The sequence below is a fragment of the Cupriavidus basilensis genome (genome assembly GCF_000832305.1).
Classification (GTDB): Bacteria; Pseudomonadota; Gammaproteobacteria; order Burkholderiales; family Burkholderiaceae; genus Cupriavidus; species Cupriavidus basilensis_F.
In genome coordinates, this window is the sequence record NZ_CP010536.1 from 2,369,151 (window position 1) to 2,392,316 (window position 23,166).

General features: G+C 64.8%; 20 protein-coding genes. 8 read left to right on the forward strand and 12 right to left on the reverse strand.

Features of this window, described 5'->3' with window-relative positions; translation table 11 throughout:
* Window positions 1-438: 438 nt before the first annotated feature.
* On the forward strand, window positions 439-1,968 hold the full coding sequence (locus tag RR42_RS11100; RefSeq protein ID WP_043346636.1) for an amino acid permease: 1,530 nt from the start codon (window positions 439-441) through the stop codon (window positions 1,966-1,968).
* Between the two features lie 178 nt (window positions 1,969-2,146).
* Here RR42_RS11100 and RR42_RS11105 read toward each other — a convergent pair whose 3' ends face one another.
* From RR42_RS11105 to RR42_RS11120, 4 genes are all read right to left on the reverse strand, one after another.
* Window positions 2,147-3,472 carry a dicarboxylate/amino acid:cation symporter gene (locus RR42_RS11105; protein ID WP_144409891.1) on the reverse strand — a complete coding sequence of 442 codons (1,326 nt, stop codon included), beginning with the start codon at window positions 3,470-3,472 and terminating at the stop codon, window positions 2,147-2,149.
* Window positions 3,473-3,870: 398 nt separating this feature from the next.
* On the reverse strand, window positions 3,871-4,833 hold the full coding sequence (locus tag RR42_RS11110) for a threo-3-hydroxy-L-aspartate ammonia-lyase (RefSeq protein ID WP_043346642.1): 963 nt from the start codon (window positions 4,831-4,833) through the stop codon (window positions 3,871-3,873).
* Between the two features lie 28 nt (window positions 4,834-4,861).
* On the reverse strand, window positions 4,862-5,833 hold the full coding sequence (locus tag RR42_RS11115; RefSeq protein WP_043346645.1) for an ornithine cyclodeaminase family protein: 972 nt from the start codon (window positions 5,831-5,833) through the stop codon (window positions 4,862-4,864).
* On the reverse strand, window positions 5,823-6,464 hold the full coding sequence (locus RR42_RS11120) for a helix-turn-helix transcriptional regulator (protein ID WP_043346649.1): 642 nt from the start codon (window positions 6,462-6,464) through the stop codon (window positions 5,823-5,825). The genes RR42_RS11115 and RR42_RS11120 overlap by 11 nt, the downstream gene beginning before the upstream one ends.
* Before the next feature lie 230 nt (window positions 6,465-6,694).
* On the opposite strand from RR42_RS11120, the gene RR42_RS11125 reads away from it, so the two are divergent.
* Entirely contained in the window at window positions 6,695-8,068 is a 1,374-nt protein-coding gene (locus tag RR42_RS11125) for an esterase-like activity of phytase family protein (protein ID WP_043346653.1), read from the forward strand.
* Window positions 8,069-8,142: 74 nt separating this feature from the next.
* Here RR42_RS11125 and RR42_RS11130 read toward each other — a convergent pair whose 3' ends face one another.
* The 6 genes from RR42_RS11130 to RR42_RS11155 form a co-directional block, all read right to left on the reverse strand.
* On the reverse strand, window positions 8,143-8,856 hold the full coding sequence (locus RR42_RS11130) for an ABC transporter ATP-binding protein (RefSeq protein ID WP_043346656.1): 714 nt from the start codon (window positions 8,854-8,856) through the stop codon (window positions 8,143-8,145).
* Window positions 8,856-9,629, reverse strand: coding sequence for an ABC transporter ATP-binding protein (locus RR42_RS11135; protein ID WP_043346660.1), 774 nt, complete (start codon window positions 9,627-9,629; stop codon window positions 8,856-8,858). The genes RR42_RS11130 and RR42_RS11135 overlap by 1 nt, the downstream gene beginning before the upstream one ends.
* Window positions 9,626-10,939, reverse strand: coding sequence for a branched-chain amino acid ABC transporter permease (locus RR42_RS11140; protein ID WP_043351905.1), 1,314 nt, complete (start codon window positions 10,937-10,939; stop codon window positions 9,626-9,628). The genes RR42_RS11135 and RR42_RS11140 overlap by 4 nt, the downstream gene beginning before the upstream one ends.
* Window positions 10,940-10,949: 10 nt before the next feature.
* Window positions 10,950-11,897 carry a branched-chain amino acid ABC transporter permease gene (locus tag RR42_RS11145; RefSeq protein ID WP_043346663.1) on the reverse strand — a complete coding sequence of 316 codons (948 nt, stop codon included), beginning with the start codon at window positions 11,895-11,897 and terminating at the stop codon, window positions 10,950-10,952.
* A 180-nt stretch (window positions 11,898-12,077) separates the two neighbouring features.
* Window positions 12,078-13,316 (reverse strand): branched-chain amino acid ABC transporter substrate-binding protein, encoded by a 1,239-nt coding sequence (locus tag RR42_RS11150; RefSeq protein ID WP_043346665.1) that lies wholly within the window; start codon window positions 13,314-13,316, stop codon window positions 12,078-12,080.
* A gap of 148 nt (window positions 13,317-13,464) precedes the next feature.
* Window positions 13,465-15,090 carry a 3-(methylthio)propionyl-CoA ligase gene (locus RR42_RS11155; RefSeq protein ID WP_043346667.1) on the reverse strand — a complete coding sequence of 542 codons (1,626 nt, stop codon included), beginning with the start codon at window positions 15,088-15,090 and terminating at the stop codon, window positions 13,465-13,467.
* A gap of 316 nt (window positions 15,091-15,406) precedes the next feature.
* On the opposite strand from RR42_RS11155, the gene RR42_RS11160 reads away from it, so the two are divergent.
* The 5 genes from RR42_RS11160 to RR42_RS11180 all read left to right on the forward strand — a co-directional run bounded on the left by RR42_RS11160 (window position 15,407) and on the right by RR42_RS11180 (window position 19,439).
* Window positions 15,407-17,047: a protein adenylyltransferase SelO gene (locus RR42_RS11160; RefSeq protein WP_082055007.1), complete on the forward strand. Its 1,641-nt coding sequence runs from the start codon at window positions 15,407-15,409 to the stop codon at window positions 17,045-17,047.
* 137 nt (window positions 17,048-17,184) lie between these two features.
* Window positions 17,185-17,631, forward strand: a complete 447-nt coding sequence (msrB, locus tag RR42_RS11165; RefSeq protein ID WP_043346672.1) for a peptide-methionine (R)-S-oxide reductase MsrB — start codon at window positions 17,185-17,187, stop codon at window positions 17,629-17,631.
* Between the two features lie 70 nt (window positions 17,632-17,701).
* Entirely contained in the window at window positions 17,702-18,241 is a 540-nt protein-coding gene (locus RR42_RS11170) for a septation protein A (RefSeq protein ID WP_043346674.1), read from the forward strand.
* Window positions 18,242-18,325: 84 nt separating this feature from the next.
* Window positions 18,326-18,640, forward strand: a complete 315-nt coding sequence (locus tag RR42_RS11175; protein ID WP_043346676.1) for a BolA family protein — start codon at window positions 18,326-18,328, stop codon at window positions 18,638-18,640.
* 4 nt (window positions 18,641-18,644) lie between these two features.
* Window positions 18,645-19,439, forward strand: coding sequence for a peptidylprolyl isomerase (locus RR42_RS11180; protein ID WP_043346678.1), 795 nt, complete (start codon window positions 18,645-18,647; stop codon window positions 19,437-19,439).
* Between the two features lie 62 nt (window positions 19,440-19,501).
* On the opposite strand, the gene RR42_RS11185 is transcribed toward RR42_RS11180, so the two are convergent.
* Window positions 19,502-20,149, reverse strand: a complete 648-nt coding sequence (locus tag RR42_RS11185) for a TetR/AcrR family transcriptional regulator (RefSeq protein WP_043346680.1) — start codon at window positions 20,147-20,149, stop codon at window positions 19,502-19,504.
* 108 nt (window positions 20,150-20,257) lie between these two features.
* Here RR42_RS11185 and RR42_RS11190 point away from each other — a divergent pair, with 108 nt between their 5' ends.
* Window positions 20,258-21,916, forward strand: coding sequence for an acyl-CoA dehydrogenase family protein (locus RR42_RS11190; protein WP_052494600.1), 1,659 nt, complete (start codon window positions 20,258-20,260; stop codon window positions 21,914-21,916).
* A gap of 33 nt (window positions 21,917-21,949) precedes the next feature.
* Here the strand turns inward: RR42_RS11190 and RR42_RS11195 are convergent, their stop codons facing one another.
* Window positions 21,950-23,161 (reverse strand): HD-GYP domain-containing protein, encoded by a 1,212-nt coding sequence (locus RR42_RS11195; RefSeq protein ID WP_043346682.1) that lies wholly within the window; start codon window positions 23,159-23,161, stop codon window positions 21,950-21,952.
* Window positions 23,162-23,166: the final 5 nt, after the last annotated feature.

The window sequence follows — 23,166 nt, forward strand, 5'->3', positions numbered from 1 at the left end:
GCGGGGCCCCAAACCACCGCCCGGCCACCGGGGAAGCCCTGTGCTTGCCCCCGTCGACCGATGCCCACCCTATCGCGAGCGGATCAAGCATACACAAAATAGCACGGTCGTTCAATTTCATTTTGGGGCTTCGCTGGCACTCCCATGCGCCTCGTTCATGGCGGATCTCGCCGGCGTGCATGCAGGCTGCCAAAAGGTTGCCAAAGGCCACCAATACACTAGGGTAAGCCCGGAGTTTCATGGCCCATGCAGCACATTACCCCACCCCTGAGGATTACCTCTAGTCACAGTAGGCGACTTTCCTGACATAAACCGCCCCAACCCTCGGATTTACCCGCATAACCCGGTAAACTCGCGCCCTTTGCCCGCACGGGCGCCCCACAAGGCGTCGCCCGCGCCGAAGCCGCGGCCCCGCCCGCCGAAGTTCCAGTGACCCTGATGTCTTCCCATCCCCATCCTCACCAGCACCCCGTCGTCGAGCACGACGACCTGCAGCGCAAGCTCAAGGCCCGCCACCTGACCATGATCGCCATCGGTGGCGCGGTCGGCACCGGGCTGTTCGTGGCCTCCGGCGCGTCGATCTCCCAGGCGGGACCCGGTGGCGCACTGCTGATGTACTGCCTGATCGGCCTGATGGTGTACTGCCTGATGACCAGCCTGGGCGAGCTCGCCGTGCATATGCCAGTGGCCGGCTCTTTCGTCACCTACAGCGCGCTGTACGTAGAAGAAGGCTTTGGCTTCGCGCTTGGCTGGAGTTACTGGTTCAGCCTCGCAGTCACGATTGCCGTGGAGCTGGCGGCGGCGCAACTAGTGATGCAGTACTGGTTTCCGCACGTCTCCGGCGTAGTGTGGAGCGCAGGATTCCTGCTGCTGATGTTTGGCCTCAATGCCTTTTCGGTACGCGGCTTCGGTGAGGCCGAGTACTGGTTCGCGCTGATCAAGGTGGCCACGATCCTGATCTTCCTGGCGGCAGGCCTGATGATGATCTTCGGCATCATGCAGGGCGGCCCGCAGTCCGGCTGGCACAACTTCACGCTGGGCGATGCGCCCTTCGTTGGCGGCATCCCCGCCATGTTCGGCGTGGCCATGATTGCCGGGTTCTCCTTCCAGGGCACGGAAACGGTCGGTGTGGCCGCCGGCGAAGCCGCCGACCCGGCACGCACCATTCCGCGCGCCATCCGCCAGACCTTCTGGCGCATCCTGCTGTTCTACGTGCTGGCGATCCTGATCATTGGCGTGCTGATCCCCTACACCGATCCCAGCCTGCTGCGCAACGACGTCACCGACATCGGCGTCAGCCCCTTCGCGCTGGTGTTCCGCCACGCTGGCCTGGCCTTCGCCGCCGGCCTGATGAATGCCGTAGTGCTGACCGCCCTGCTCTCCGCCGGCACCTCCAGCATGTACGCCTCCACCCGGATCCTTTACGGGCTGGCGGTCAGCGGGCGGGCGCCGCGCGCGCTGGCGCGGCTCTCGGCCAACGGCGTGCCCTACGTCGCGCTGTTCGCCACCACCGCCGTCGGCGCCCTGTGCTTCCTCAGCTCGCTGTTTGGCGACAAGGCGGTCTACCTGTGGCTGCTGAACACGTCCGGCATGACTGGCTTTATCGCCTGGCTGGGTATCGCCATTAGCCACTACCGCTTTCGCCGGGGGCTGGTGCACCAGGGCTACAAGCCGTCCGACCTGGCTTACCGCTCGCCGCTCTACCCGTTTGGCCCCCTCTTTGCCATCGTGCTGTGCGTGGTGATCGTGCTCGGCCAGAACTACCAGGCCTTCTCCGACGTGCGCGGGCGCTGGCTGGAGATTGTCGGCACCTATATCGGCGTGCCGCTGTTCCTGGTTCTCTGGCTTGGCTATCGGCTGGTCAAGAAGACGCGGCTGATCGACTATGAAGATATGCCGTTCAACTGCAAGCGGGCAGCGGAGGCAGGACCGGCTGCAGCTTCACTGCCCAGGCACTCAGCGGGCTAGCCACGCGCGCCGCGTTGGGGGCTGGGATTGCAACGGCGTGCGAATGCCGGCGCCAGGCGGGCCAGCGGCTAGACGCACTAAAACCCACCCCTCTCTAGATGTGTCGCTTGATCGCCTTGAGAGGGGGCTTGCAAGAGCATGCCCGGCATTCTCATAAGCAAATTGCTTTTCCGTGCGATCAAGCCATGCGCGCCGGGGAAGGTATCGCTGGTGCGACCGGTTCGCCGTGACCGGCGGCCACATCGACGCAGAGCGGGTCGAACTCTTCCTCGGTACCCAGCTCCCCTTCCCATTTGGCAACGACGGCAGTGGCAATGCTATTGCCCAGGACATTGGTCGCCGTGCGGCCCATATCCAGGAACTGATCGATTCCCATCACCAGCAACAGGCCGGCCTCCGGCAAGCCGAACATCGGCAAGATGGCGGCCACCACCACCAGCGAGCCGCGCGGGACCGCGGCCATGCCCTTGCTGCTGACCATCAGGATCAGCAGCATGGTGATCTGGTGCCCGAGCGACATATGGATATCGAAGGCCTGCGCGATAAAGACCGCCGCGAACGCCTGATACACCATGGAACCGTCGAGGTTGAAGGAGTATCCCAGCGGCAGGACAAAGCCGACCAGGCGCTTGTTCACCCCGAAGCGCTGCAGCCGCTCGATCATCTTCGGGTAAGCCGCCTCGCTGCTGGCGGTGGAAAAGGCAATCATCATGGGTTCGCGGATACCCTTTGCCAGATCGAACATGCGCCCCTTGAGAACCACATATCCCGCGATAAAGAGCACGGCCCACAGGGTAAGCAAAGCGAGATAGAACGCGCCAATGAACTTGCCATAGGTCACCAGTACGTCAAGGCCCTGCACGGTGATGGCCGCGGCAAGCGCCGCAAAGATGCCGGCCGGCGCGAACAACATCACCGCATTCGTGACGCGCAGCATCACGTGCATCAGTTCGTCGACGGACCGCTTCAGGAATTGGCCCGAGCTGCCGGTCGTCTTGCCCAGCGCAATGCCGAAGAAAAGCGAAAAGATCAGGATCTGCATGATCTCGTTGGTCGCCATGGCCTCGAAGAGGCTCTTCGGGAAAATATGCGTGACGAACTCTTTCAGGTTGAGCGCGCTGGTCTTGAGATTCGTGCTTGCGCCAGCGTCCGGCAGGACCATGTTCAGGTTGACACCGGGTTGCGCCAGGTTCACGAACAGCAGTCCGATGCTGAGCGACACGAGTGACGCGAGGATGAACCATGTCAAGGCCTTGGCGCCGATGCGGCCAATCGTCTTGGTGTCGTCCATGCTCGCGATGCCCGAGACCAGGGTCGCAAACACGAGCGGGGCGATGATCATCTTGATCATGCGCAGGAAAATCTCGGTGATGATCGAGAAATTCCCGGCAATCGTCTTGGCAGCTGCCGCGTCTGCCGCCATGCGGTGACAGGCATAGCCGACGATGACACCCAGGACCATGCTTAGCATGATCCTGCGGGTAAGTCTGTTAGTGGTTTTCAAAGCTTCGCCTCCTGGCCAGTTTCCAATATCGACGCGCAGTGCATTCCGCCCATGTCGATAAGACAGATTATCCAACACTAGACAAAACGTCAACACGATGAAAACCCGGAGTGTTTCGGCAAGCCGAGCGCACAGCGCCGGTGGCAAGCGCATGCCTCCTGGCAACGGCAGCAAAGCGGAAACAATGGAGGGGATGGCCAGAGCGAGGCCAGGCATGCAATGGCGATACCGGGGGGGATTCCCGGTGAAGGCAAACGCCATCGCGCGCGGCCTGATGGACAGGCGCACGCGGATGGCGATCGGCAGGAATGGCGCCCCCGGCATCATGCCGACGGCGCCACGCGGCATGGCCGGGCGGTGCCATGCGCACCGCCCGGCCCGCGCGCGGAACGGGTCAATCAGCCAGCAAGCAACGCCGCGAACCGGTCGATATCGATGTTCCCGCCGCTGATGAGGACACCCACGCGCTTGCCTTGCAGTTCGGCCTTCATGGCACGCACAGCGGCAAAGCCGAGGCAGCCGGTGGGTTCCACCACCAGCTTCATGCGCGACGCGAAAAAGCGCATGCAGTCGACCAGCTCGTCGTCGGTCGCGGTAACGATGTCATCGACATCGCGGCGAATGATCTCGAACGTGTAGTTGCCAAGGTGCTGCGTCTGCGCGCCGTCGGCGATGGTCTTGGGGGTCTCGATATGCACGATCGAGCCAGTGCGAAACGACTGCTGGCCGTCGTTGCCAGCGGCAGGCTCCACGCCATAGATCTTGCATTGGGGAGACAGCGCCCGCGCGGACAACGCGGACCCGGAAAGCAGCCCGCCGCCGCCAAGGCAGACGAACAGGGCATCGAGTTCGCCGGTTTCCTCGAACAACTCCTTGGCCGCGGTACCCTGCCCGGCGATGACATCCGGGTGGTCATACGGCGGGATCAGGGTCAGGCCATGTTCCTCGGCCAGCTTGCGGCCGATGGCCTCGCGATCTTCCGTATAGCGGTCATAGATGACCACCTTGGCGCCGTAGCCCCGGGTCGCGGCCACCTTGGCGGCCGGCGCATCATGGGGCATCACGATCGTTGCAGGGATGCCGAGAATCGACGCCGCCAGCGCAATGCCTTGCGCGTGATTGCCCGACGAGTAAGCTACCACCCCCGCCCGCCTCTGGCGCTCGTCGAACTTCGAGACCGCATTGAAGGCGCCACGAAACTTGAAGGCGCCCATGCGCTGCAGGTTCTCGCACTTGAAGAAGAGCTCCGCGCCCACGTCCTTGTCCGCGGTGCGCGAGCGCATGACGGGGGTGCGGTGCGCGTAGCCCTCAATCCGCGCAGCGGCGGCTGACACATCATCAAAGGTCGGTAGATTCAGCATGGTCGTAAGTCTCGTTTGAGTAAAAAGGCTACCAGGGCCAGTGGATGCTGGTGCCAGCTTGCGCGGTGGCGGCTCGCCGCTGGAGCAGGCGGGCCACCGTCAGGTCCTGCAACGCCAGGCCTGTCATATCGAAGACGGTGATGTCGGTGTCGTGGCGCTCAACTTGCACCTTGCCGCCCAGCACGTCGCCGATTTCCGTGCAAGGCGTGTCCGGCGCCCACTGCGTCTCGCCGATCTGGCGGGCCTGGGCCCGATCGTCGACGAACAGCCGCGCGCGCGCCAGCAGGCCGTCGGGCAACTCGCGCTTGCCACGCGTGTCCGCGCCCACGCAGTTCAGGTGCGTGCCTGGCTGCACGGCTTGCAGGTCGAACAGCGCACCGCCGCCAGGCGTAGCCGTGATCACTACGTCGCTGCCCGCCACCGCCGCATTGCGATCAGGGGCATGGGAGATCTCACAACGCTCGGCAAAGGCGCGCTCGAACGCCGCGTCGTGCTGGCCCGTCACCGTAACGTATTGAACCTGCTTGAGCGAGGGCAGCAGCGCCAGGGCAAACGTCAACTGAATCCGCGCCTGCACGCCCGTGCCGAACAGGCACAGGCGCTCGCTGTCCTGGCGTGCCAGCCACTGAAGCCCCAGGCCGCCGGCGGCACCGGTGCGCATCGTGGTGACGGCGTTGCCATCGATCATGCACACTGGCCGCCCGGTTGCCGGATCGATCAGCATGATCGTGGCCTGATGCGGCTCGCCGCCCACCTCGCGGTTGGCCGGCCAGAATCCGGCCGCCTTGAAACCCAGCAAGCCTTGCGACTGGACGTCGCCGGACTTGATGCCGAACACGCCACCGGTCGCCAGCGGCTCCCGAACCAGCGGAAAGACACGGCCCTCTCCCTCGCTATGCAGGGCAAAGGCTTCGCTCACCGCCTCCATGGCATCCGCCGGCTGCAGCAGTGACTCGACCTGGTTCTTGTCGAGCAGGAGCAAACGCGCTTCACTTCGCATAGCTATACACCGTAGCCCGCGACACGCCGAGATGCAGCGCCACGATTTCCATGGCGCGGCGCACCTCCATGAACCCCGCCTCCTTGAGCTCGCGCAGCAACGCACGCCTGTCTTCGGCCTTGAGGGACCGCGGCGTGGTGGCCAGCCGCGCGGCAAACTGGTCGATGCGGGCCCGGATGGCATCTGCGCCGGCCGGGTCGAGCGACTCCTTCATCGCCGCGCCGGCGTCCACGCTGCCGAACTGGCCCAGCACGTTCTGCAAGCTGCGGAACAGCGTCAGGTCGACGTTCATGCACAGGGCTGCCACATAGCCCCCGGTCGAATCCTTGATGCCGATCGACGTGCTCTTGGCCTGCCGCCCGTCGGCGAACTGATTCGCATAATTGGCGATCACCTGCGGATACTCGGGGTCGGCGATCCGGGCAAGCCCCAGCTCGGTTGCGGGGTCTCCCACCTGGCGGCCCGACAAGTTGTTATGGATGGCGAGAATGGCGTGCTTGGGGTCCAGCAGATCGTGAACAACCACCTCGCAAAAGGGCGCGAAGGTCTCGCTCAAACCTTGAGCCACCTGCTTGAGTTGCTCGAGCAGCGCTTGCTGCTCGGGCGTGCGTTCTGGTGTACGTTTTTTCATATGGACAGGTTATCCAAATGTAGACAATTCGTCAACACCAGGTTTGATACCAGGTTTGATCACAGCACTGACTGGGAAAAACCATGTCGTACCAAGAAAAACCATGATCAGCGCGTGCGGCCATTGTCAGACCGAGACACTTGACTGTCACGCGAGCGTCACACCTTCATCACGCCACCGTCACGTGGCCCATGCATCGTAGCGGTCTTTCTACACCATTCTTCTCCTACATGCGCATCCTCCCGTCCGCGACCGTCGTTGCCGTTATCGCCGTCACCGCTGCGGCCTGGGCTCTGCCCGCCGCGGCCCAGGCCACAGCCCCTGCCGCGTACCCCGCCACCCTCGCCGGCCACGCCATCCTGCCCGCGCAGAGCTATATCGCCGCGCCCAAGGACGCGCCGCAGGACCTGCAGGAGAGCGGCAAGTTCACCACCGGCGCGCGCGTGGAAAAGATCGGCGCGGTGGAAGGCCAGTCGAACAACCGGCCGACGGGTGTGTCGCTGCCCTTCAAGGGCCAGCCGCTGCAAGGCCATTCCGGCATCAAGCACATGGCGGACGGCAGCTTCTGGGTGCTGACCGACAATGGCGCCGGCAGCAAGGCGAACTCGCCGGACTTCATGCTCTACCTGAATCACTACAAGGTGGACTTCAAGAGCGGCAAGCTCCATCGCCTGGGCACTGTGTTCCTGCACGATCCGGACAAGAAGGTGCCCTTCCGCGTCGTCCACGAAGGCACCAGGCAACGCTACCTGACCGGTGCGGACTTCGACACGGAAAGCTTCCAGTTCGCCGGCGGCGCGCTGTGGATCGGCGACGAGTTCGGGCCCTTCCTGATCAAGGCCGACCTGCAAGGCAAGGTGCTGGCCGTGTACGACACGCTGGTCGACGCAAAGGTTGTCCGCTCGCCGGACCATCCCGCCGTGACCACGCCGGGCGTGCCGGGCGGCGCTGTGGACTTCCAGGTCAAGCGCTCCAAGGGCTTCGAAGGCATGGCCTCGTCGCCGGACGGCAGCAAGCTCTACGCGCTGCTGGAAGGCCCCGTGTGGAACGCCGAAGCCAAGGATTTTGAGCGTATCGGCGGCAAGGAAGCCCTGCGGGTGCTGGAGTTCGACACCCAGGCCGGCAAGTGGACGGGCCGCTCTTGGAAGTACCCGCTGGAAGCCAATGGCAACGCCATCGGCGACTTCAACATGATCGACGCCAGCACCGGCCTCATCATCGAGCGCGACAACGGCGAAGGCACGGCCGACAAAGCCTGCCCCGAAGGCCAGAAGCGCAACGACTGCTTCGCGGATATCGCCAAATTCAAGCGCATCTACAAGATCGAACTGAGCGACGCCAACGCGGGCGGCGCGGTGCGCAAGATCGGCTACATCGACCTGCTCAATATCGCCGACCCCGACAAGCTGGCCCGCAAGCCGCTCAACGAAGGCGTGCTCAAGTTCCCGTTCTTCACCATCGAGAACGTGGATGTGGTCGACCCGACCCATATCGTGGTCGGCAACGACAACAACCTGCCCTTCTCCAGCAGCCGCGAGCCTAACAAGGCCGACGACAATGAACTGGTGCTGCTTGAGGTCGGTGAGTTCCTGAGGGCGAAGTAATTGGCCTCAGGGCAGTGCCGGCGCACGAGCCGGCATGGATGGGTGTCCCGGGCTAGCGAGGACACCCATCCGGCCTACACTTCCAGCCATTCCTTGCGAATGGCGGCATTGGCCTTCAGGTCTCCTGGCGTGCCCTCGAACACAATGTGCCCGTGCCCCATCACATAGACCCGCTGCGAAATATCGAGCGCGATAGCCAGCTTCTGCTCGATCAGCAGCACCGACACGCCACGCTCCTTCAGGACCTTCAGGTAATCGCCCACCAGCGCGACGATCATCGGGGCCAGCCCTTCGGTAGGCTCGTCGATCAGCACCAGGTCGGGGTCGCCCATCAGGGTGCGGCACAGCGTGAGCATCTGCTGCTCGCCGCCGGAGAGCACGCCGGCTGACGTATTCTCGCGCTCCTTCAGGCGCGGGAACATGTTGTACATGTCCTGCACCGTCCAGCGAGGCTTGGACTGGCGCGGATTGCGCTTCTCCCCGAGTTGCAGGTTCTGGCGTACCGTCAGCGTGGGAAAGATATCGCGGTTCTCCGGCACGTAGCCCACGCCCAGGTGGGCGATCTCGAAGGTGCGCCGCCCGAGGATCTCTTCGTCGCGAAAGCGCACCGAGCCCTCCGCCTTGACCATGCCGAGGATAGCCTTGGCCATGGTCGAGCGCCCCACGCCGTTGCGGCCCAGCAGCGCAACGATCTCGCCTTCGTCGATATGCGCGTCGACGCCGTGGAGGATATGGCTTTTTCCGTAGTAGGCGTGCAGGCCCTGCACGTCCAGCATGCGCTTGCCCATCAGTGCGCTCCCTCAGTAGCAGGTTCGTCCAGGGTCGTGCCCAGGTAGGCTTCCTTGACCTTGCGGTTGGCGCGGATGGCCTCGGGCGTGTCGGTGGCGATGACCTCGCCGTAGACCAGCACCGAGATCCGGTCGGCCAGCCCGAACACCACGCTCATGTCGTGCTCCACCATCACCAGGGTCTTGCCCACGGTGACGCGGCGGATCAGTTCCACCGCATGGTCGGACTCCGAGCGGCTCATGCCGGCCGTGGGCTCGTCCAGCAGGATCACCTCGGCGCCACCGGCGATGGTGATGCCGATCTCCAGCGCGCGCTGTTCCGCATAGGTCAGCAGGCTGGCCTGGGTGCTATGGCGGTGCTGCAGGCCGATCAGCTCCAGCACTTCGTCCGCCCGCTCGCGCGCGTCGCGCAGCTCGGACAGGCGATGCCAGAACGAGTACTTGTAGCCCAATGACCAGAGCACCGCGCAGCGCAGGTTTTCGAACACCGACAAGCGGTGAAAGATATTGGTGATCTGGAAGCTGCGCGACAGCCCCATGCGGTTGATCACGAATGGCTGCAGCCCGCCGATCTCCTGGCCGTTCAGCCTGACCGTGCCCGAACTCGGCGCGAAACGCCCCGAGATCAGGTTGAAGGTGGTCGATTTACCGGCGCCGTTGGGGCCGATCAACGCATGCCGCTCCCCCTTGGGGATGCTCAGGTTGACGCCCCGGATGATCTCGGTCTGGCCGAATTTCTTGCGTACGTCGTTCAGTTCCAGTGCGGCGCTCATGCCGTGCCTCCCGCCATCTCGGCCTGTACCTTGTCCCATGTGGCGCGCACCCGCGCGCGCGCGGCGCGGCAAGCCAGCAGGCCGGCCACCCACAACGCTGCGGCCACCAGCCACGGCTTCACCGTCGCGGCGTCAAAGCCGATGCGCAACAGCGACATCTCGGTCCCGTTGGCGCTGTCCACCTGCACCTTGTAGACCAGCTCCACGGTGAGGATCACCGCGGCGAGCAGCACCAGCCCGGCAGCCGCGGCGCGGCCGTAGTCGGGCAACATGGCGCGCAGCTTGCCGCGCGCGAGCAGCGGCACCTGCATCATCAGCAAGCTGGCGATGCCGCCCGGCACGAACATGACCATCAGCACGAAAAACAGGCCAAGGTACAGCAGCCAGGCCTTGGTCAGGTCCGACAGCGCCACCGCGAACAGGATGAACACCACCGCGCCGATCACCGGCCCGAAGAACACGCCCGCACCGCCAATGAAGGCGGCCAGCAGCACCCCGCCGGAGCGCACCGCGCTGACGTTTTCGGCCGACACGATCTCGAAGTTGATCGCCGACAGCGCCCCCGAGATGCCGGCGAAGAATGCCGACAGGATCAGCACCAGGTAGCGCACGCGCTGCGTGTTGTAGCCGATGAATTCCACCCGCTCCGGGTTGTCGCGCACCGCGTTGGCAATGCGGCCGAGCGGCGTCTGGGTCCAGGCGTACATGGCCACCATCGACAGCAGGCACCACACGGCGATCAGGTAATACACCTGGCGCCCGGGGCCGTAGGTGATGCCGAACACGGGATCGCCCACCATGCGGTTGGTGGAGATACCGCCCTCGCCGCCAAAGAAATCCGGGAACATCAGCGAGCTGGCAAATACCATTTCCCCGATGCCCATGGTGATCATCGCAAAGGTGGTGCCGGACTTCTTGGTGGTGACATAGCCGAACAGCACGCCGAAGAAGGCGCCGGCCAGGCCGCCAACCACCGGCAGCAGCGAAACCGGCAGCCACACCTTGCCCGCCCCCACCATATTGAGCACGTGGATGGCGATGAACGCGCCCAGGCCCGCGTACACCGCATGGCCAAACGACAGCATCCCGGTCTGCCCGAGCAGCATGTTGTAGGACAGCGCGAAAATAATCATGATGCCCATCTGGGACATCAGCGTGATGGCGAACCCGCCGGTGAAGAACAGCGGCATCACCAGCATCAGGGCCGCGGTCAGGCCCCAGATCGCCCAGCGTGCCAGGTTCATCGGGCGGTAGCGCATGGTGCTGCCGGTCACAACCGTCTCGCGGCGTTGTTGCATTGTCGTCTCCATGCTCATGCTATCAACCCTCCCTGGTGCCCATCAAACCACGCGGGCGGAAGATCAGCATCACCACCAGCAACAGATACGGCAGTACCGGGGCAACCTGCGCCACCGTGAGCTTCCATAGCGAGGACAGCGGCGTGCTGTCGGTAACCTGCAGGCCGATCGAGCCCAGCAGGCCAGCCAGCGAGGCATCAAGCGTGACGGCAAAGGTTTGCAGCACACCGATCAGCAGCGAGGCAATGAACGCCCCCACTAGAGACCCCATGCCGCCCACCACCGCCACCACGAAGATGATCGACCCCACCGCCGCCGCCATCGACGGCTCGGTGATAAAGGCATTGCCGCCGATCACGCCGGCCAGCCCCGCCAGCGCGGCGCCACCACCGAACACCATCATGAACACGCGCGGCACATTATGGCCAAGCGCCTCGACCATTTCCGGATGCGTCAGCGCGGCCTGGATCACCAGCCCGATACGGGTGCGGGTGAGCACCAGGTAGATCGCCACCAGCATGGCCAGCGACACCAGCATCATGAAGGCGCGGTACTTGGGGAACGACGAGGTGAATACGGTAAACAGCGGCCCATCCAGCTCTGCCGGGATGCGGTAGGGTACGGCGGCAAGGCCCCATACCAGCTTCACGCCTTCCTCGATCAGGTAAGCCAGGCCGAAGGTAAACAGCAGTTCTGCCACGTGCCCGTACTTGTGCACGGTGCGCAGCCCGAAGCGCTCCACCAGCGCGCCGGCGCCGGCCACCAGCAGCGGCGCGAAGATCAGCGCGGGCCAGAAGCCGATCTTGCTGGCAATGGTGTAGGCAAAGTACGCGCCCAGCATATAGAAGCTGGCGTGCGCGAAGTTCAGCACGCCCATCATGCTGAAGATCAGCGTAAGCCCGGAAGAGAGCATGAACAGCAACAGCCCGTAGCTGACGCCGTTCAACAGGGAAATGACGAAGAATTCCACAACTTATCCTTCATTCTGACGCTCGTGGCCAGTTGGCGGCCACCGATCGGCGGCCGGAGAACGGGCGCGCACGGGTGAGCGCCGCCCACCCGAACGCGGCATGCAACGCGCCGGGCCGGCCGAAGTATGCAGGATCGGGTGGCGCGCCGGAACTGGCCGCGCCACCCGCCGCGCGCAGGCTTAGCCCGGGCGCTTCATCTGGCAGGAAGTCGGCTGCGCTGCCACGTACTGGTCCATCAGCGCATCGGTCTTCCAGCCAAAGCCGGTGTTTTCCTGATCGAACTTGACCTCCTTGCCGTCAACCTTGGTCCAGGTAGCCACCACCAGCGATTGCTGGGCCTGGTGATCCGAGCCGCGCATCTCCACCGTGCCGTTCAGGCTCTCGGCCTTGATGCCTTCGAGCGCCTTGGCCACCTTGACCGGATCCGTCGACTTGATGTCCGTAAACGCCTTGCCCAGCATGGCGATGCCGGTGTAGGCGGCCATCACGTAGAAGTCATCGTTGTACTTCTTCTTGAAGCCTTCGATGATATCGCCGCCCTTGAAGCCCTTGTTGTTGGGGTTGTAGTAGCCGACGTACTTGACATGCCCGGCTTCCGACGCACCCATGGCGGTCGGCACGCCGGTGGTGCCGGCGTAGTAGGTGTAGTAGTTGGTGGCCAGGCCCGCGTCCTTGCCGGCCTTGATCAGCAGCGCAAGGTCGCTGCCCCAGTTGCCGGTGATCACCGTGTCGGCCCCGGAGGCCTTGATCTTGGCCGCGTACGGGGCAAAGTCCTTGACCTGTGCCAGCGGGTGCAGGTCTTCGCCGACGATCTGGATGTCCGGGCGCTTGCGTTTCAGGTATTCCTTGGCGGCGCGCGCCACCTGGTGGCCGAAGGAGTAGTTCTGGTTGATCAGGTAGACCTTCTTGACGCCGGGATCCTTGGCCAGGTAAGTGGTCAGCGCCTCCATCTTCATGTCGGAGTTCGCGTCCAGGCGGAAGTGCCAGTAGTTGCACTTGCCGTTGGTCATGTCCGGGTCCACCGCGGCGTAGTTCAGGTAGATGATCTCCTTGCCCGGATTGCGCTCATTGTGCTTGGCCACCGCGTCTTCCAGCGCCAGGCCCACGGAGGAGCCGTTGCCCTGCACGATGTAGCGGATGCCCTGGTCCACCGCCTGCTTGAGGATGGTCAGGCTTTCCTGTGGCGAGAGCTTGTTGTCAAAGCCGACCACTTCGAACTTGTTCCCGCCGCCCCAGTTCTTCTGGTTGGCGATGTCCGCGACGAACTGCCAGCTCTTCAGCTGGTTCTGCCCCACCGGCGCCATCAGGCCGGACAGCGGGTCGATAAAGGCGATCTTCACCGTTTCGGCAGCCGCAACCCCGGAACCCATTGCCGCGAAAATGGCCGTGGCGGCCACGAGCGGACGCAATCTGATCATGCTTGTCTCCTTCTGTCTTATTGTTGGCTGTGGATGATCCCGATTCGCGGTGGCGCTCTCTCCCAAGACCGCGCGCGCCGCAAACCTGTCCTGCAATCGCCGGCATCAACGCCCGGCAAGCATTGGCGGCTCTCTGGCCGCCTTGGGGTCAGGCCGCCGGCAGGCGGTAGTCCTTGAACTGCTCGCGCAGCTTGAGCTTCTGCATCTTGCCGGTAGCGGTGAGCGGAATCTCGGTGACAAAGGCGACATCGTCGGGGATCCACCATTTGGCGACCTTGCCTTCGAAGTACTTCAGCAATTCCTCGCGCGTCACCTCGGCGCCGGGCTTCTTCATCACCACCAGCAGCGGGCGCTCGTCCCACTTGGGGTGATAGCAGGAAATGCAGGCCGCCATATGCACCGCCGGGTGGGCGGCCGCCACGTTCTCGATATCGATCGAGGAGATCCACTCGCCGCCGGACTTGATCACGTCCTTGCTGCGGTCGGTGATCTGCATGTAGCCGTCGGGGTCGATGGTGGCCACGTCGCCCGTGGGGAACCAGCCATCCACCAGCGGCGACGCGTCGTTGCGGTAGTAGTGCTCGATCACCCAGGGGCCGCGCACGTGCAGGTCGCCGAACGCCTTGCCATCCCAGGGCAGCTCGTTGCCGTCGCCGTCGACGATCTTCATGTCCACGCCGTAGATCACGCGGCCCTGCTTTTCCTGGATCTTCTGCTGTTCAGCTTCCGGCAGCTCTTCGTGGCGCGCCAGCAGCCTGCAGGACGTGCCCAGCGGGGACATCTCCGTCATGCCCCAGGCGTGAATGGTCTCCACGCCGAGCGCCTTGAGCGCGCGGATCATGGCGGGCGGCGCCGCCGAGCCGCCGATCACGGTGCGGTTGAAGGTGGAGAACTTGAGATTGTTGGCCTGTACATGCTGCAGCAGGCCCAGCCATACCGTGGGCACGCCGGCCGAGAAGGTCACCTTCTCCTTCTCGAACAGCTCATAGACCGAGGCGCCGTCCAGCTTGGCGCCCGGCAGCACCAGCTTGGCGCCCACCAGCGGCACCGAATACGGCAGGCCCCAGGCGTTGACGTGGAACATCGGCACCACGGGCAGGATCACGTCACGCGCCGAGCAGCCCAGCGCGTCCGGCAGCGCCGATGCGTAGGAGTGCAGCACGGTGGAGCGATGCGAATATAGCGCGCCCTTGGGGTTGCCGGTGGTGCCGGAGGTGTAGCACAGGCTGGAGGCCGTGTTCTCATCGAACTGCGGCCACGTGTAGTTGCCGTCCTGCGCGTCGATCAGGTCCTCGTAGCACAGCAGCGGCACCTTGGCTTGCGCCGGCATGTGCGAGCGGTCGCTCATCATCACCCAGCCCTTCACGCCCGGACAGTGCGCCGCCACGCCTTCGACCAGCGGCAGGAAGGTGGCATCGAAGAACACGTACTGGTCTTCGGCATGGTTGATGATGTAGGCGACCTGCTCGGGGAACAGGCGCGGGTTGACGGTATGGCATACCGCTCCCGAGCCCGATACGCCGTAGTAGATCTCCAGGTGACGATAGCCATTCCAGGCCAGCGTGCCAACACGGTCGCCCGACTGCACGCCCAGCGCGGCGATGGCCTGGGCCAGCTTGCGCGAGCGCAGCTCGCAATCGCGGTAGGTATAACGGTGCAGATCGCCTTCGGTCCGTCGCGAGACGATTTCCGTGCCGCCATAGTGGCGTGCGGCGTGCTTGATGATGGAGGAAATGAGCAGGGGTTCGCTCATCATTTGACCCATCAATGCCATGGAATAGTCTCCTGTAAATTTCGAAATCCGTCAAAAAAACGAACAACCGTTCTATTTTTTGGCCGATTGTTGCCATTCATTGATGAAACGTCAACGGGAATCCGTTGTGCAGCGCCATATCCGGGAGGCCGGCGGGCTGCACTCCGGCCCCATGGCGGTGCGCCGGGGGCGGGATTCAAGGGATATCCGGAAACATTGTGGTGACAACGACGGTCAGAGATGCGAATGACGGCGTGGAAGTACAATAACGCCTGCCATGTTGCACCTCAACATGTCGTTTTCCCTAGCCTGCAAGCGCACTTGCGCGAAATCCGACATGCCGGCGCTGCACCGCCCAGCCACCCATAGTGATGCCCCAGTGAACTCTCCCGAGCCAACCGACGCCCCCCAAGCCTTGCCAGACGCCGCAGGCCCCGCCCCATTGAATGCTGCCGAGCCGCGGCCGCCGTTTGCTGGCGTGCCTGGCTTTGCGCAGCTCGGCCCGCGCTTCTTTACACGGCTCGCGCCGACGCCGCTCCCCTCGCCCAGGCTGGTCAGCGTGTCGGCCAGCGCAGCCGGGTTGCTGGGCTGGGATGCGGATGCCGCAACGCAGCGTAGCTTCATCGAAACTTTTGCAGGAAATCACGTGCCCGAGTGGGCCGACCCCCTCGCCAGCGTGTACTCCGGCCATCAGTTCGGGGTCTGGGCGGGACAGTTGGGCGACGGCCGGGCGATACGCCTGGCCGAGGCGCGCACCGCCTCCGGCCCCTGGGAAATCCAGCTCAAGGGCGCCGGCATGACGCCCTACTCGCGCATGGCCGATGGCCGCGCCGTGCTGCGCTCCTCGATCCGGGAATACCTGTGCTCCGAGGCGATGCAGGCACTGGGGGTGCCCACCACGCGCGCCCTGTGCATCATCGGATCGGACGCCCCGGTGCGCCGCGAGACCATCGAGACCGCCTCCGTGGTGACGCGCCTGGCGCCGTCCTTTATCCGCTTTGGCCATTTCGAGCATTTCGCGGCCCGCGAGGACCTCGGCTCGCTGCGCCAGCTGGCGGATTTCGTGATCGACCGCTTCATGCCCGAGTGCCGTGACGACAAGCAGCCCTACCAGGCGCTGCTGCGTGAAGTCGCCCTGCGCACCGCCGACCTGATGGCCAGGTGGCAGGCCGTGGGCTTCTGCCACGGCGTGATGAACACCGACAATATGTCGATCCTCGGACTGACCATCGACTACGGCCCCTTTGGCTTCCTCGATGCGTTCGACGCCAACCACATCTGCAACCATTCCGATTCGCAAGGCCGCTATGCCTACAGCCAGCAGCCGCAGGTTGCGTTCTGGAACCTGCACTGCCTGGCCCAGGCCCTGATGCCGCTGTGGCGAGAGGGCGATGGCAAGGCCGACGCCGAAACCGGCAAGGCGGCCACCGACGCCGCGGTGGAAGCCGCGCGCGCCGCGCTGGATCCGTTCCGCGAACGCTACGGCGCCGCCTTCTTCCAGCAATACCGGGACAAGCTTGGCCTGCGCCCGACGGGCGGCCCCGATGCCGACGACGAGCCGCTGCTGACTGACCTGTTCCAGCTGATGCACGCCCAGCGTGTGGACTACACCTTGTTTTGGCGCAACCTCGCCCGCATCTCCTGTGCCGATGGCAGCCAGGATGCCCCGGTGCGCGACCTGTTCCTGGACCGCGCGGCGTGGGATGCCTGGGCCGAGGCCTACCGCGCCCGCCTGCGTGCCGAGAACTCCGTTGACGCCGTGCGCGCCGTGGCCATGCTGGCGGTCAACCCGAAGTACGTGCTGCGCAACCACCTGGCCGAAACCGCCATCCAGCGCGCGCGCGAGAACGATTTCAGCGAGGTGGATCGCCTGCTGGCCGTGCTGTCGCGCCCGTTCGACGAGCAGCCGGAGGCCGAAGGCTACGCCGCGCTGCCGCCGGACTGGGCAGCCGGGCTGGAAGTGAGCTGCTCGTCGTGAAGGCGCGGCGCCACTGCAAGCACCGTAAGGTTTGACAGGCAAGAAACGACCAACTGGCCTTGGGTGACGAAAAGCGGGCGGCGCAACAAGCTGTGCGCCGGCCAAGTCGCCCGGCCAACGAGAAAGGAAAGCCGATTATGACCACGCACAAGACCGAAGCCGAGTGGCGCGAGCAACTCTCCGACATCGAGTACCGCGTTGCCCGCGAAGCCGCCACGGAGCGGCCCTTCACCGGCCGCTACTGGGATCACTGGGAGCGCGGCACCTACCGTTGCGTCGGCTGCGGCACGCCGCTGTTCGAAGCCAGCACCAAGTTCGACGCCGGTTGCGGCTGGCCGAGCTACTTCCGCCCGATCAACGGCGAGGTGATCGACGAGCACACCGACCACACGCACGGCATGGTCCGGGTGGAAGTTCGCTGCAAGGAATGCGGCAGCCACCTTGGCCACGTTTTCGAAGATGGCCCCGCGCCCACCGGTTTGCGCTACTGCATCAACTCGGCTGCGCTAAAATTCGACCAGCGCGACCCTGCCGACCTCAACGCGGGTGACGCCGCGCCGACATCGCCCGACACGCCGCGCTAAGCCCGAACCGCCCGCGCGGCGGTTCGCCGCCAACCAAGCCTTCGACCCTGCGTCGCTCAATCCTGTTCGCATGAAATTCCTGTTCGACCTGTTTCCGGTCATCCTGTTCTTCGTCGCCTTCAAGTTCGCCGGCATCTACGCCGCCACCGGCGTGGCGATCGCCGCCACCGTGGTGCAGATCGGCTGGGTCTGGCTGCGCCACCGCAAGGTCGAGCCGATGCAGTGGGTCAGCCTGGCGATCATCTCGGTGTTCGGCGGCGCCACGCTGCTGCTGCATAACGAGACCTTCATCAAGTGGAAACCCACCGTGCTGTACTGGCTGTTCGCCGCCACGCTGACCCTGTCGGCGCTGATCTGGCGCAAGAACCTGATCCGCGCCATGCTGGGCAAGCAGGTCACCATGCCGGAAGCCGCCTGGGGCAGGCTCAACGCCGCCTGGGCCGCTTTCTTCGCCGTGATGGGCGTGGTCAACCTCTATGTGGCCTACCAGTTCTCCACCGACGCCTGGGTCAACTTCAAGCTGTTCGGCAGCATGGGCCTGATGCTGGTGTTCATCCTGGCACAAAGCGTCTGGCTGTCCCGCCACATGCAGGAAAACACCCCCGAGTAAGCGTGGCGGCGGGCCCTGCCCGCCGCGCCTGCCTCGATTGATCTCCCGGCTCAGGCCGGGCCCCACCAGGATACGCATTCACCGATGGCCGCAGAACCCGCACAAATCGAAGCCCTGCTGCGCGCAGCCCTTTCGCCCTCCAGCATCGAAGTACGCGACGACAGCGCGCTGCACGCCGGCCACGCCGGCGCCGCCTCCGGCGGCGGGCATTACCACGTCACCATCGTCAGCGCGCAATTTGCCGGCAGCACCCGGGTGGCACGCCATCGCATGGTGTATGATGCGCTGCGCGATCTATTCCCCGCGCAAATCCACGCGCTGGCGGTGACCGCGCTGACTGACCAAGAACTTGAATCCCGCGAAACCTCCCGCGATTCCTCGAGCAACTCTCAGACCTGATTCCATGAAGACCACAGTCCTCTCGTTCAGCCTGGCGGCTGTGCTTGCCGCTGGCAGCTTGCCCGCCCTCGCCCAGAACGCCGCCGTCGTGAATGGCAAGGCGATCCCCTCGGCCAAGCTGGACAAGCTCGTAGCCGGCACCGGACAGCCTCCCAGCGCAGAACTGCGCGACCGTGCCCGCACCATGCTGATCGACCGTGAGCTGCTGCTGCAGGAAGCCAACAAGCGCGGCCTGACCCAGCGCGACGACCTGCAGGAACAGCTGGAACAAGCCAAGCTGAACGTGCTGGCCGGTGCCGTGTTCGAGGACTACGTCAAGACCCACGGCGCCAGCGACGACGAACTGCGCAAGCAGTACGACAAGATCAAGACCCAGTTCGGCAGCGGCAAGGAATACCACGCCCGCCACATCCTGGTCGAGAAGGAAGCCGACGCGCGCGCCATCATCGCCAAGATCAAGGCCGGCGCCAAGTTCGAAGACATGGCCAAGGCCTCGTCCAAGGACCCGGGCTCCGCAGCCAACGGCGGCGACCTCGACTGGGCCAACAGCAGCAGCTACGTGCCGGAATTCTCGGCCGCCATGACCGCGCTGAAGAAGGGCCAGATGACCGAAACCCCGGTCAAGACCCAGTTCGGCTGGCACATCATCCAGCTCGACGACACCCGCGACGCCAAGATCCCGACGTTCGAGGAAGTCAAGCCGCAGCTGGTGCAGATGCTGATGGGCGACCAGAACTGGCAGCGCGAGCAGTTCCAGGCAATGATGAAGTCGCTCAAGGACAAGGCCAAGATCCAGTAAGTGGACTCGGGCTTGCCGTGACGGGAAAACCGGCGCCGATGGCGCCGGTTTTCATTTGCGCCTCAGACTGTTCCCTCCTGCCCGCCAAGCGTTCGCAGGTATCCATGCGCCGCGCCCCGCAGTTGTCGCATTAGCCGCGGGAAATCGATCCCCTCCCCTTCATCGATGCAAGCATGCGAGATCAGGCCATAGACGATGGCCTGCAGCGTCACCGAGGCCTCCTCGACCACCCCTGCCTGCGGCGCGTCGGCCGCGCTTAGCAGCGCCCTGCTCCACCCGTTCACAAACCGCGCGTACATCTTCTGGTAGGCCGCGCGCCCCGAGTAATGCCGCTCCAGCAGGTAGATCGGCCCCCAACGCTCCGGCGTCTCCCGGTGGTGCTCTACGTTGACGGCGATCAGCGCGTCCACGATGGCCGCCATCGATTCGCCCCGGCACCGCGCCAGTCCGGCGTCCATCGCCAGCACGATCCGCTTGGCGCGCAGGTGCAGGCATACCTGCGCCAGTTCTTCCTTGCTGCCGAAGTACTCGTAGAACGTCCCCAGCCCCACGCCGGCCAGGTCCACGATGGCGCGGATCGTCACCTGCCCATAGTCCTGCCCGGCCAAAAGCCGAACAAAGGCCTCCTGGATGGCCAGGGAGGTCTGCCATGAGCGCGACTGCACCGGCCTGCGGCGCGGCTTTGCCGGGCCTTTTTGCTGTGGGTTCATGGTGCTCCGAAAGCCGAACATGCAGGCTGGCCATTCTATCTAGAATGACCTTTCGAATCTAACGGGTGGCGGCAAGCCCGGCCGCCCGGCCCAAGGAGACAGCCCGCCATGAACGCCACGCACGCCACCCACACCACCCACGTCATCACCAACCAGGTCCCCGAGCTCAAGGACTACAACCTCTACACCAGCGACCCTGGCATCCGCCGCGCGGTTGCACGCGCCGGCGCGGGATGGAACGAGGGGGAACTCGAACGCCAGGGCGCGGTGCTCGGCGCCGAGCAAACGATCCAGCATGCCGAAGACGCCAATCGTCATCATCCCGAGCTGCACACACATTCGCGCATCGGCGAGCGCATCGACCAGGTGCGTTTTCACCCAGCCTGGCATGAGCTGATGGCCATGGCGCGCCACAGCGGGCTGGCCAACCTGCCCTTCGCCGATACGCGCCCCTCGGCCTGGGCTTCCTACGCAGCCTCGCTCTATATGCATAGCCAGATCGAGTCCGGCTCGCTGTGCCCCACCAATATGACCCAGGCCTGCATCCCCGTGCTGCGCAAGGAGCCGGGATTGTTCGCGCAGTTCGGCGACAAACTGCTGACGCAGGCCTACGACCCGCGCGACCTTCCCATCGCGCACAAGCGCTCGATCAACGTGGGCATGGGCATGACCGAGAAACAAGGCGGCTCCGACGTGCGTGCCAACACCACGCGCGCCGTACCCGGCCGCGGCGAGGGGCGTGGAGCCGAGTACCTGATCACCGGCCACAAGTGGTTCTTCTCCGCGCCGATGTCGGATGCCCACCTGGTGCTGGCAAACACCGAGGCCGGCTCCTCCTGCTTCTTCGTGCCGCGCTGGCGCCCCGACGGCAGCAAGAACCCCATCGAGATCCAGCGCCTGAAGGACAAGGTAGGCAACCGCTCCAACTCCAGCAGCGAGGTCGAGTTCCGCGATGCCTGGGGCATCATGGTCGGCGAGGAAGGCCGCGGCATTCCCACCATCCTGGAGATGGCCACATATAGCCGGCTTAACTGCTCGCTATCCAGTGCCGGCTTCCTGCGCCAGGCGCTGGTGCAGGCCCTGCACTACGCGCGCCACCGCAGTGCCTTCGGCAAGCCGCTGATCCGCCAGCCGCTGATGGTCAGGCTGCTGGCCGACATGGCGCTGGAGGCGGAGGCTGCCATGCTGCTGGCCATGGACCTGGCCACTGCCTTCGAAGCCACCGACGACCCCGCCCGCCTGGCATGGCGCCGCATCCTCACGCCGGCTTCCAAATTCTGGATCTGCAAGCGCGCGGTAGAGATGACCGGCGAGGCCATGGAAGTCTTCGGTGGCAACGGCTATGTGGAAGATGGGCCCATGGGCCGGCTGTTCCGCGAAGCCCCGGTCAACTCGATCTGGGAGGGCTCCGGCAACGTGATGTGCCTGGACGTGCTACGCGCCATCGGCCGCAACCCGCACGACTACCTGCGGGTGCTGGAACACATGAGCGTGGTCGGCGCGGACGAGCCACGCATCCAGGCCAGCGTCGCGGCATTGCGCGCGGCGCTGCGCCTGCCCGAGGAAGAGCAGCAGGCCGAGGCACGCCGCACCACCACGCGGCTGGTGCTGACCGCCCAGGCCTGCCTGATGCTCCAGCACGCCGATACGGCCACCGCCGACGCCTTCCTTGCCAGCCGCTTCGACCCCGAATGGGGCGCCGTCATGGGTATCAGCGCGGGCCAGAGCCATGCCGCGCGCATCCTGGAGATGGCCTGGGCCGCCTGACGCCAGCACAGCCTTACCGCACCGTGGCAGGGTTCAGGCCGCGCAGAGCTCCAGCAATTGCTCGTCGCGAAAGCCCCATTGCGCCGGATCCTCGAACCCCGCCACGGTATCCTCCGTCTCGCGCAGATCGAGCGTCTCGGGGCCGAGGCGGGCGGCCTCGCTCACCGAGTAGAACACCTTGACCTGCGGGCGCAGCGGCTCGTTGTCGTTCTGCGCGAAGACCACCGCCAGCCGTCCGGAACGCAAGCGCAGCACCGTGCCCAGCGGATAGATGCCAATGGACCGGGTGAAGGCCTGGAACACGGTACGATCGAACAGTGTATCCACCCGCACCGCCATATACTCCAGCGCCCGCGCGGGCGTCCACGCCTGGTGCCCGGGCCGGTTGGAGGTCAGGGAGTCATAGGCGTCGCACACCGCGGCAATCTTGGCGTGCACGCTGATCTCGTTGCCATGCAGGCCAAACGGATAGCCGCGCCCGTCGATGCGCTCGTGGTGGTGCATGCAGACATCGAGGGGAATATTGCTGTAGAGCTTGGCCTCGTTGAGGACGCGGTAACCCACCGAAGGATGACGCTGCACCATCGCTACCTCGGCGGCGGTCATTTCGCCCTGCTTGTGCAGCACGTGCGTGGGCACGGAAATCTTGCCGATATCGTGCACCAGGCCCGCCAGCCCGAGCTGCTGCACCGCAGCATTGTCCAGGCCAAGGGTGCGGCCGAGCGCGATCATCAGCGCGCAGACCGCGAAGGAATGCAGATAGGTGTAGTCGTCCCGCACCTTGAGCCGCGCCAGCGCGATCAGCGCCTGCGAATGGCGGGTCAGCGAATTCGATACGGAATCGACCAGCATCAGGGCACCCTCCACCTCCAGTGCCCGGCCCATGCGGGCATTCGTGAACATCGACCCGACCACCGCCTTGCCGTTCTTCATCACCTCCCGGGCCAGCCCGAACTCCACCTCCAGCGGCACCCCCGACTGCGGCACGGCGCCGGCCGGCTCGTCCGCGACGGGCTTCACGCTCAAGGACCCCGACGCCGCCAGTTGCACGGGCGGCGGCACACCCTTGCCCTTGAGCAGATCGATCCAGACCTCCTCGACCTTGGAGGCGATCATCTGGTCGATCTGTTCCTGGTTGTTCACCAGGAAGCGGGAGCGCCAGAAGGGATGCTCCAGCCATGCCCCCCCCACCCTGGCCACGAACATTCCGACTTGAAGCTGTTGGGTCTTGATCCGTTTCAGCATGCCAG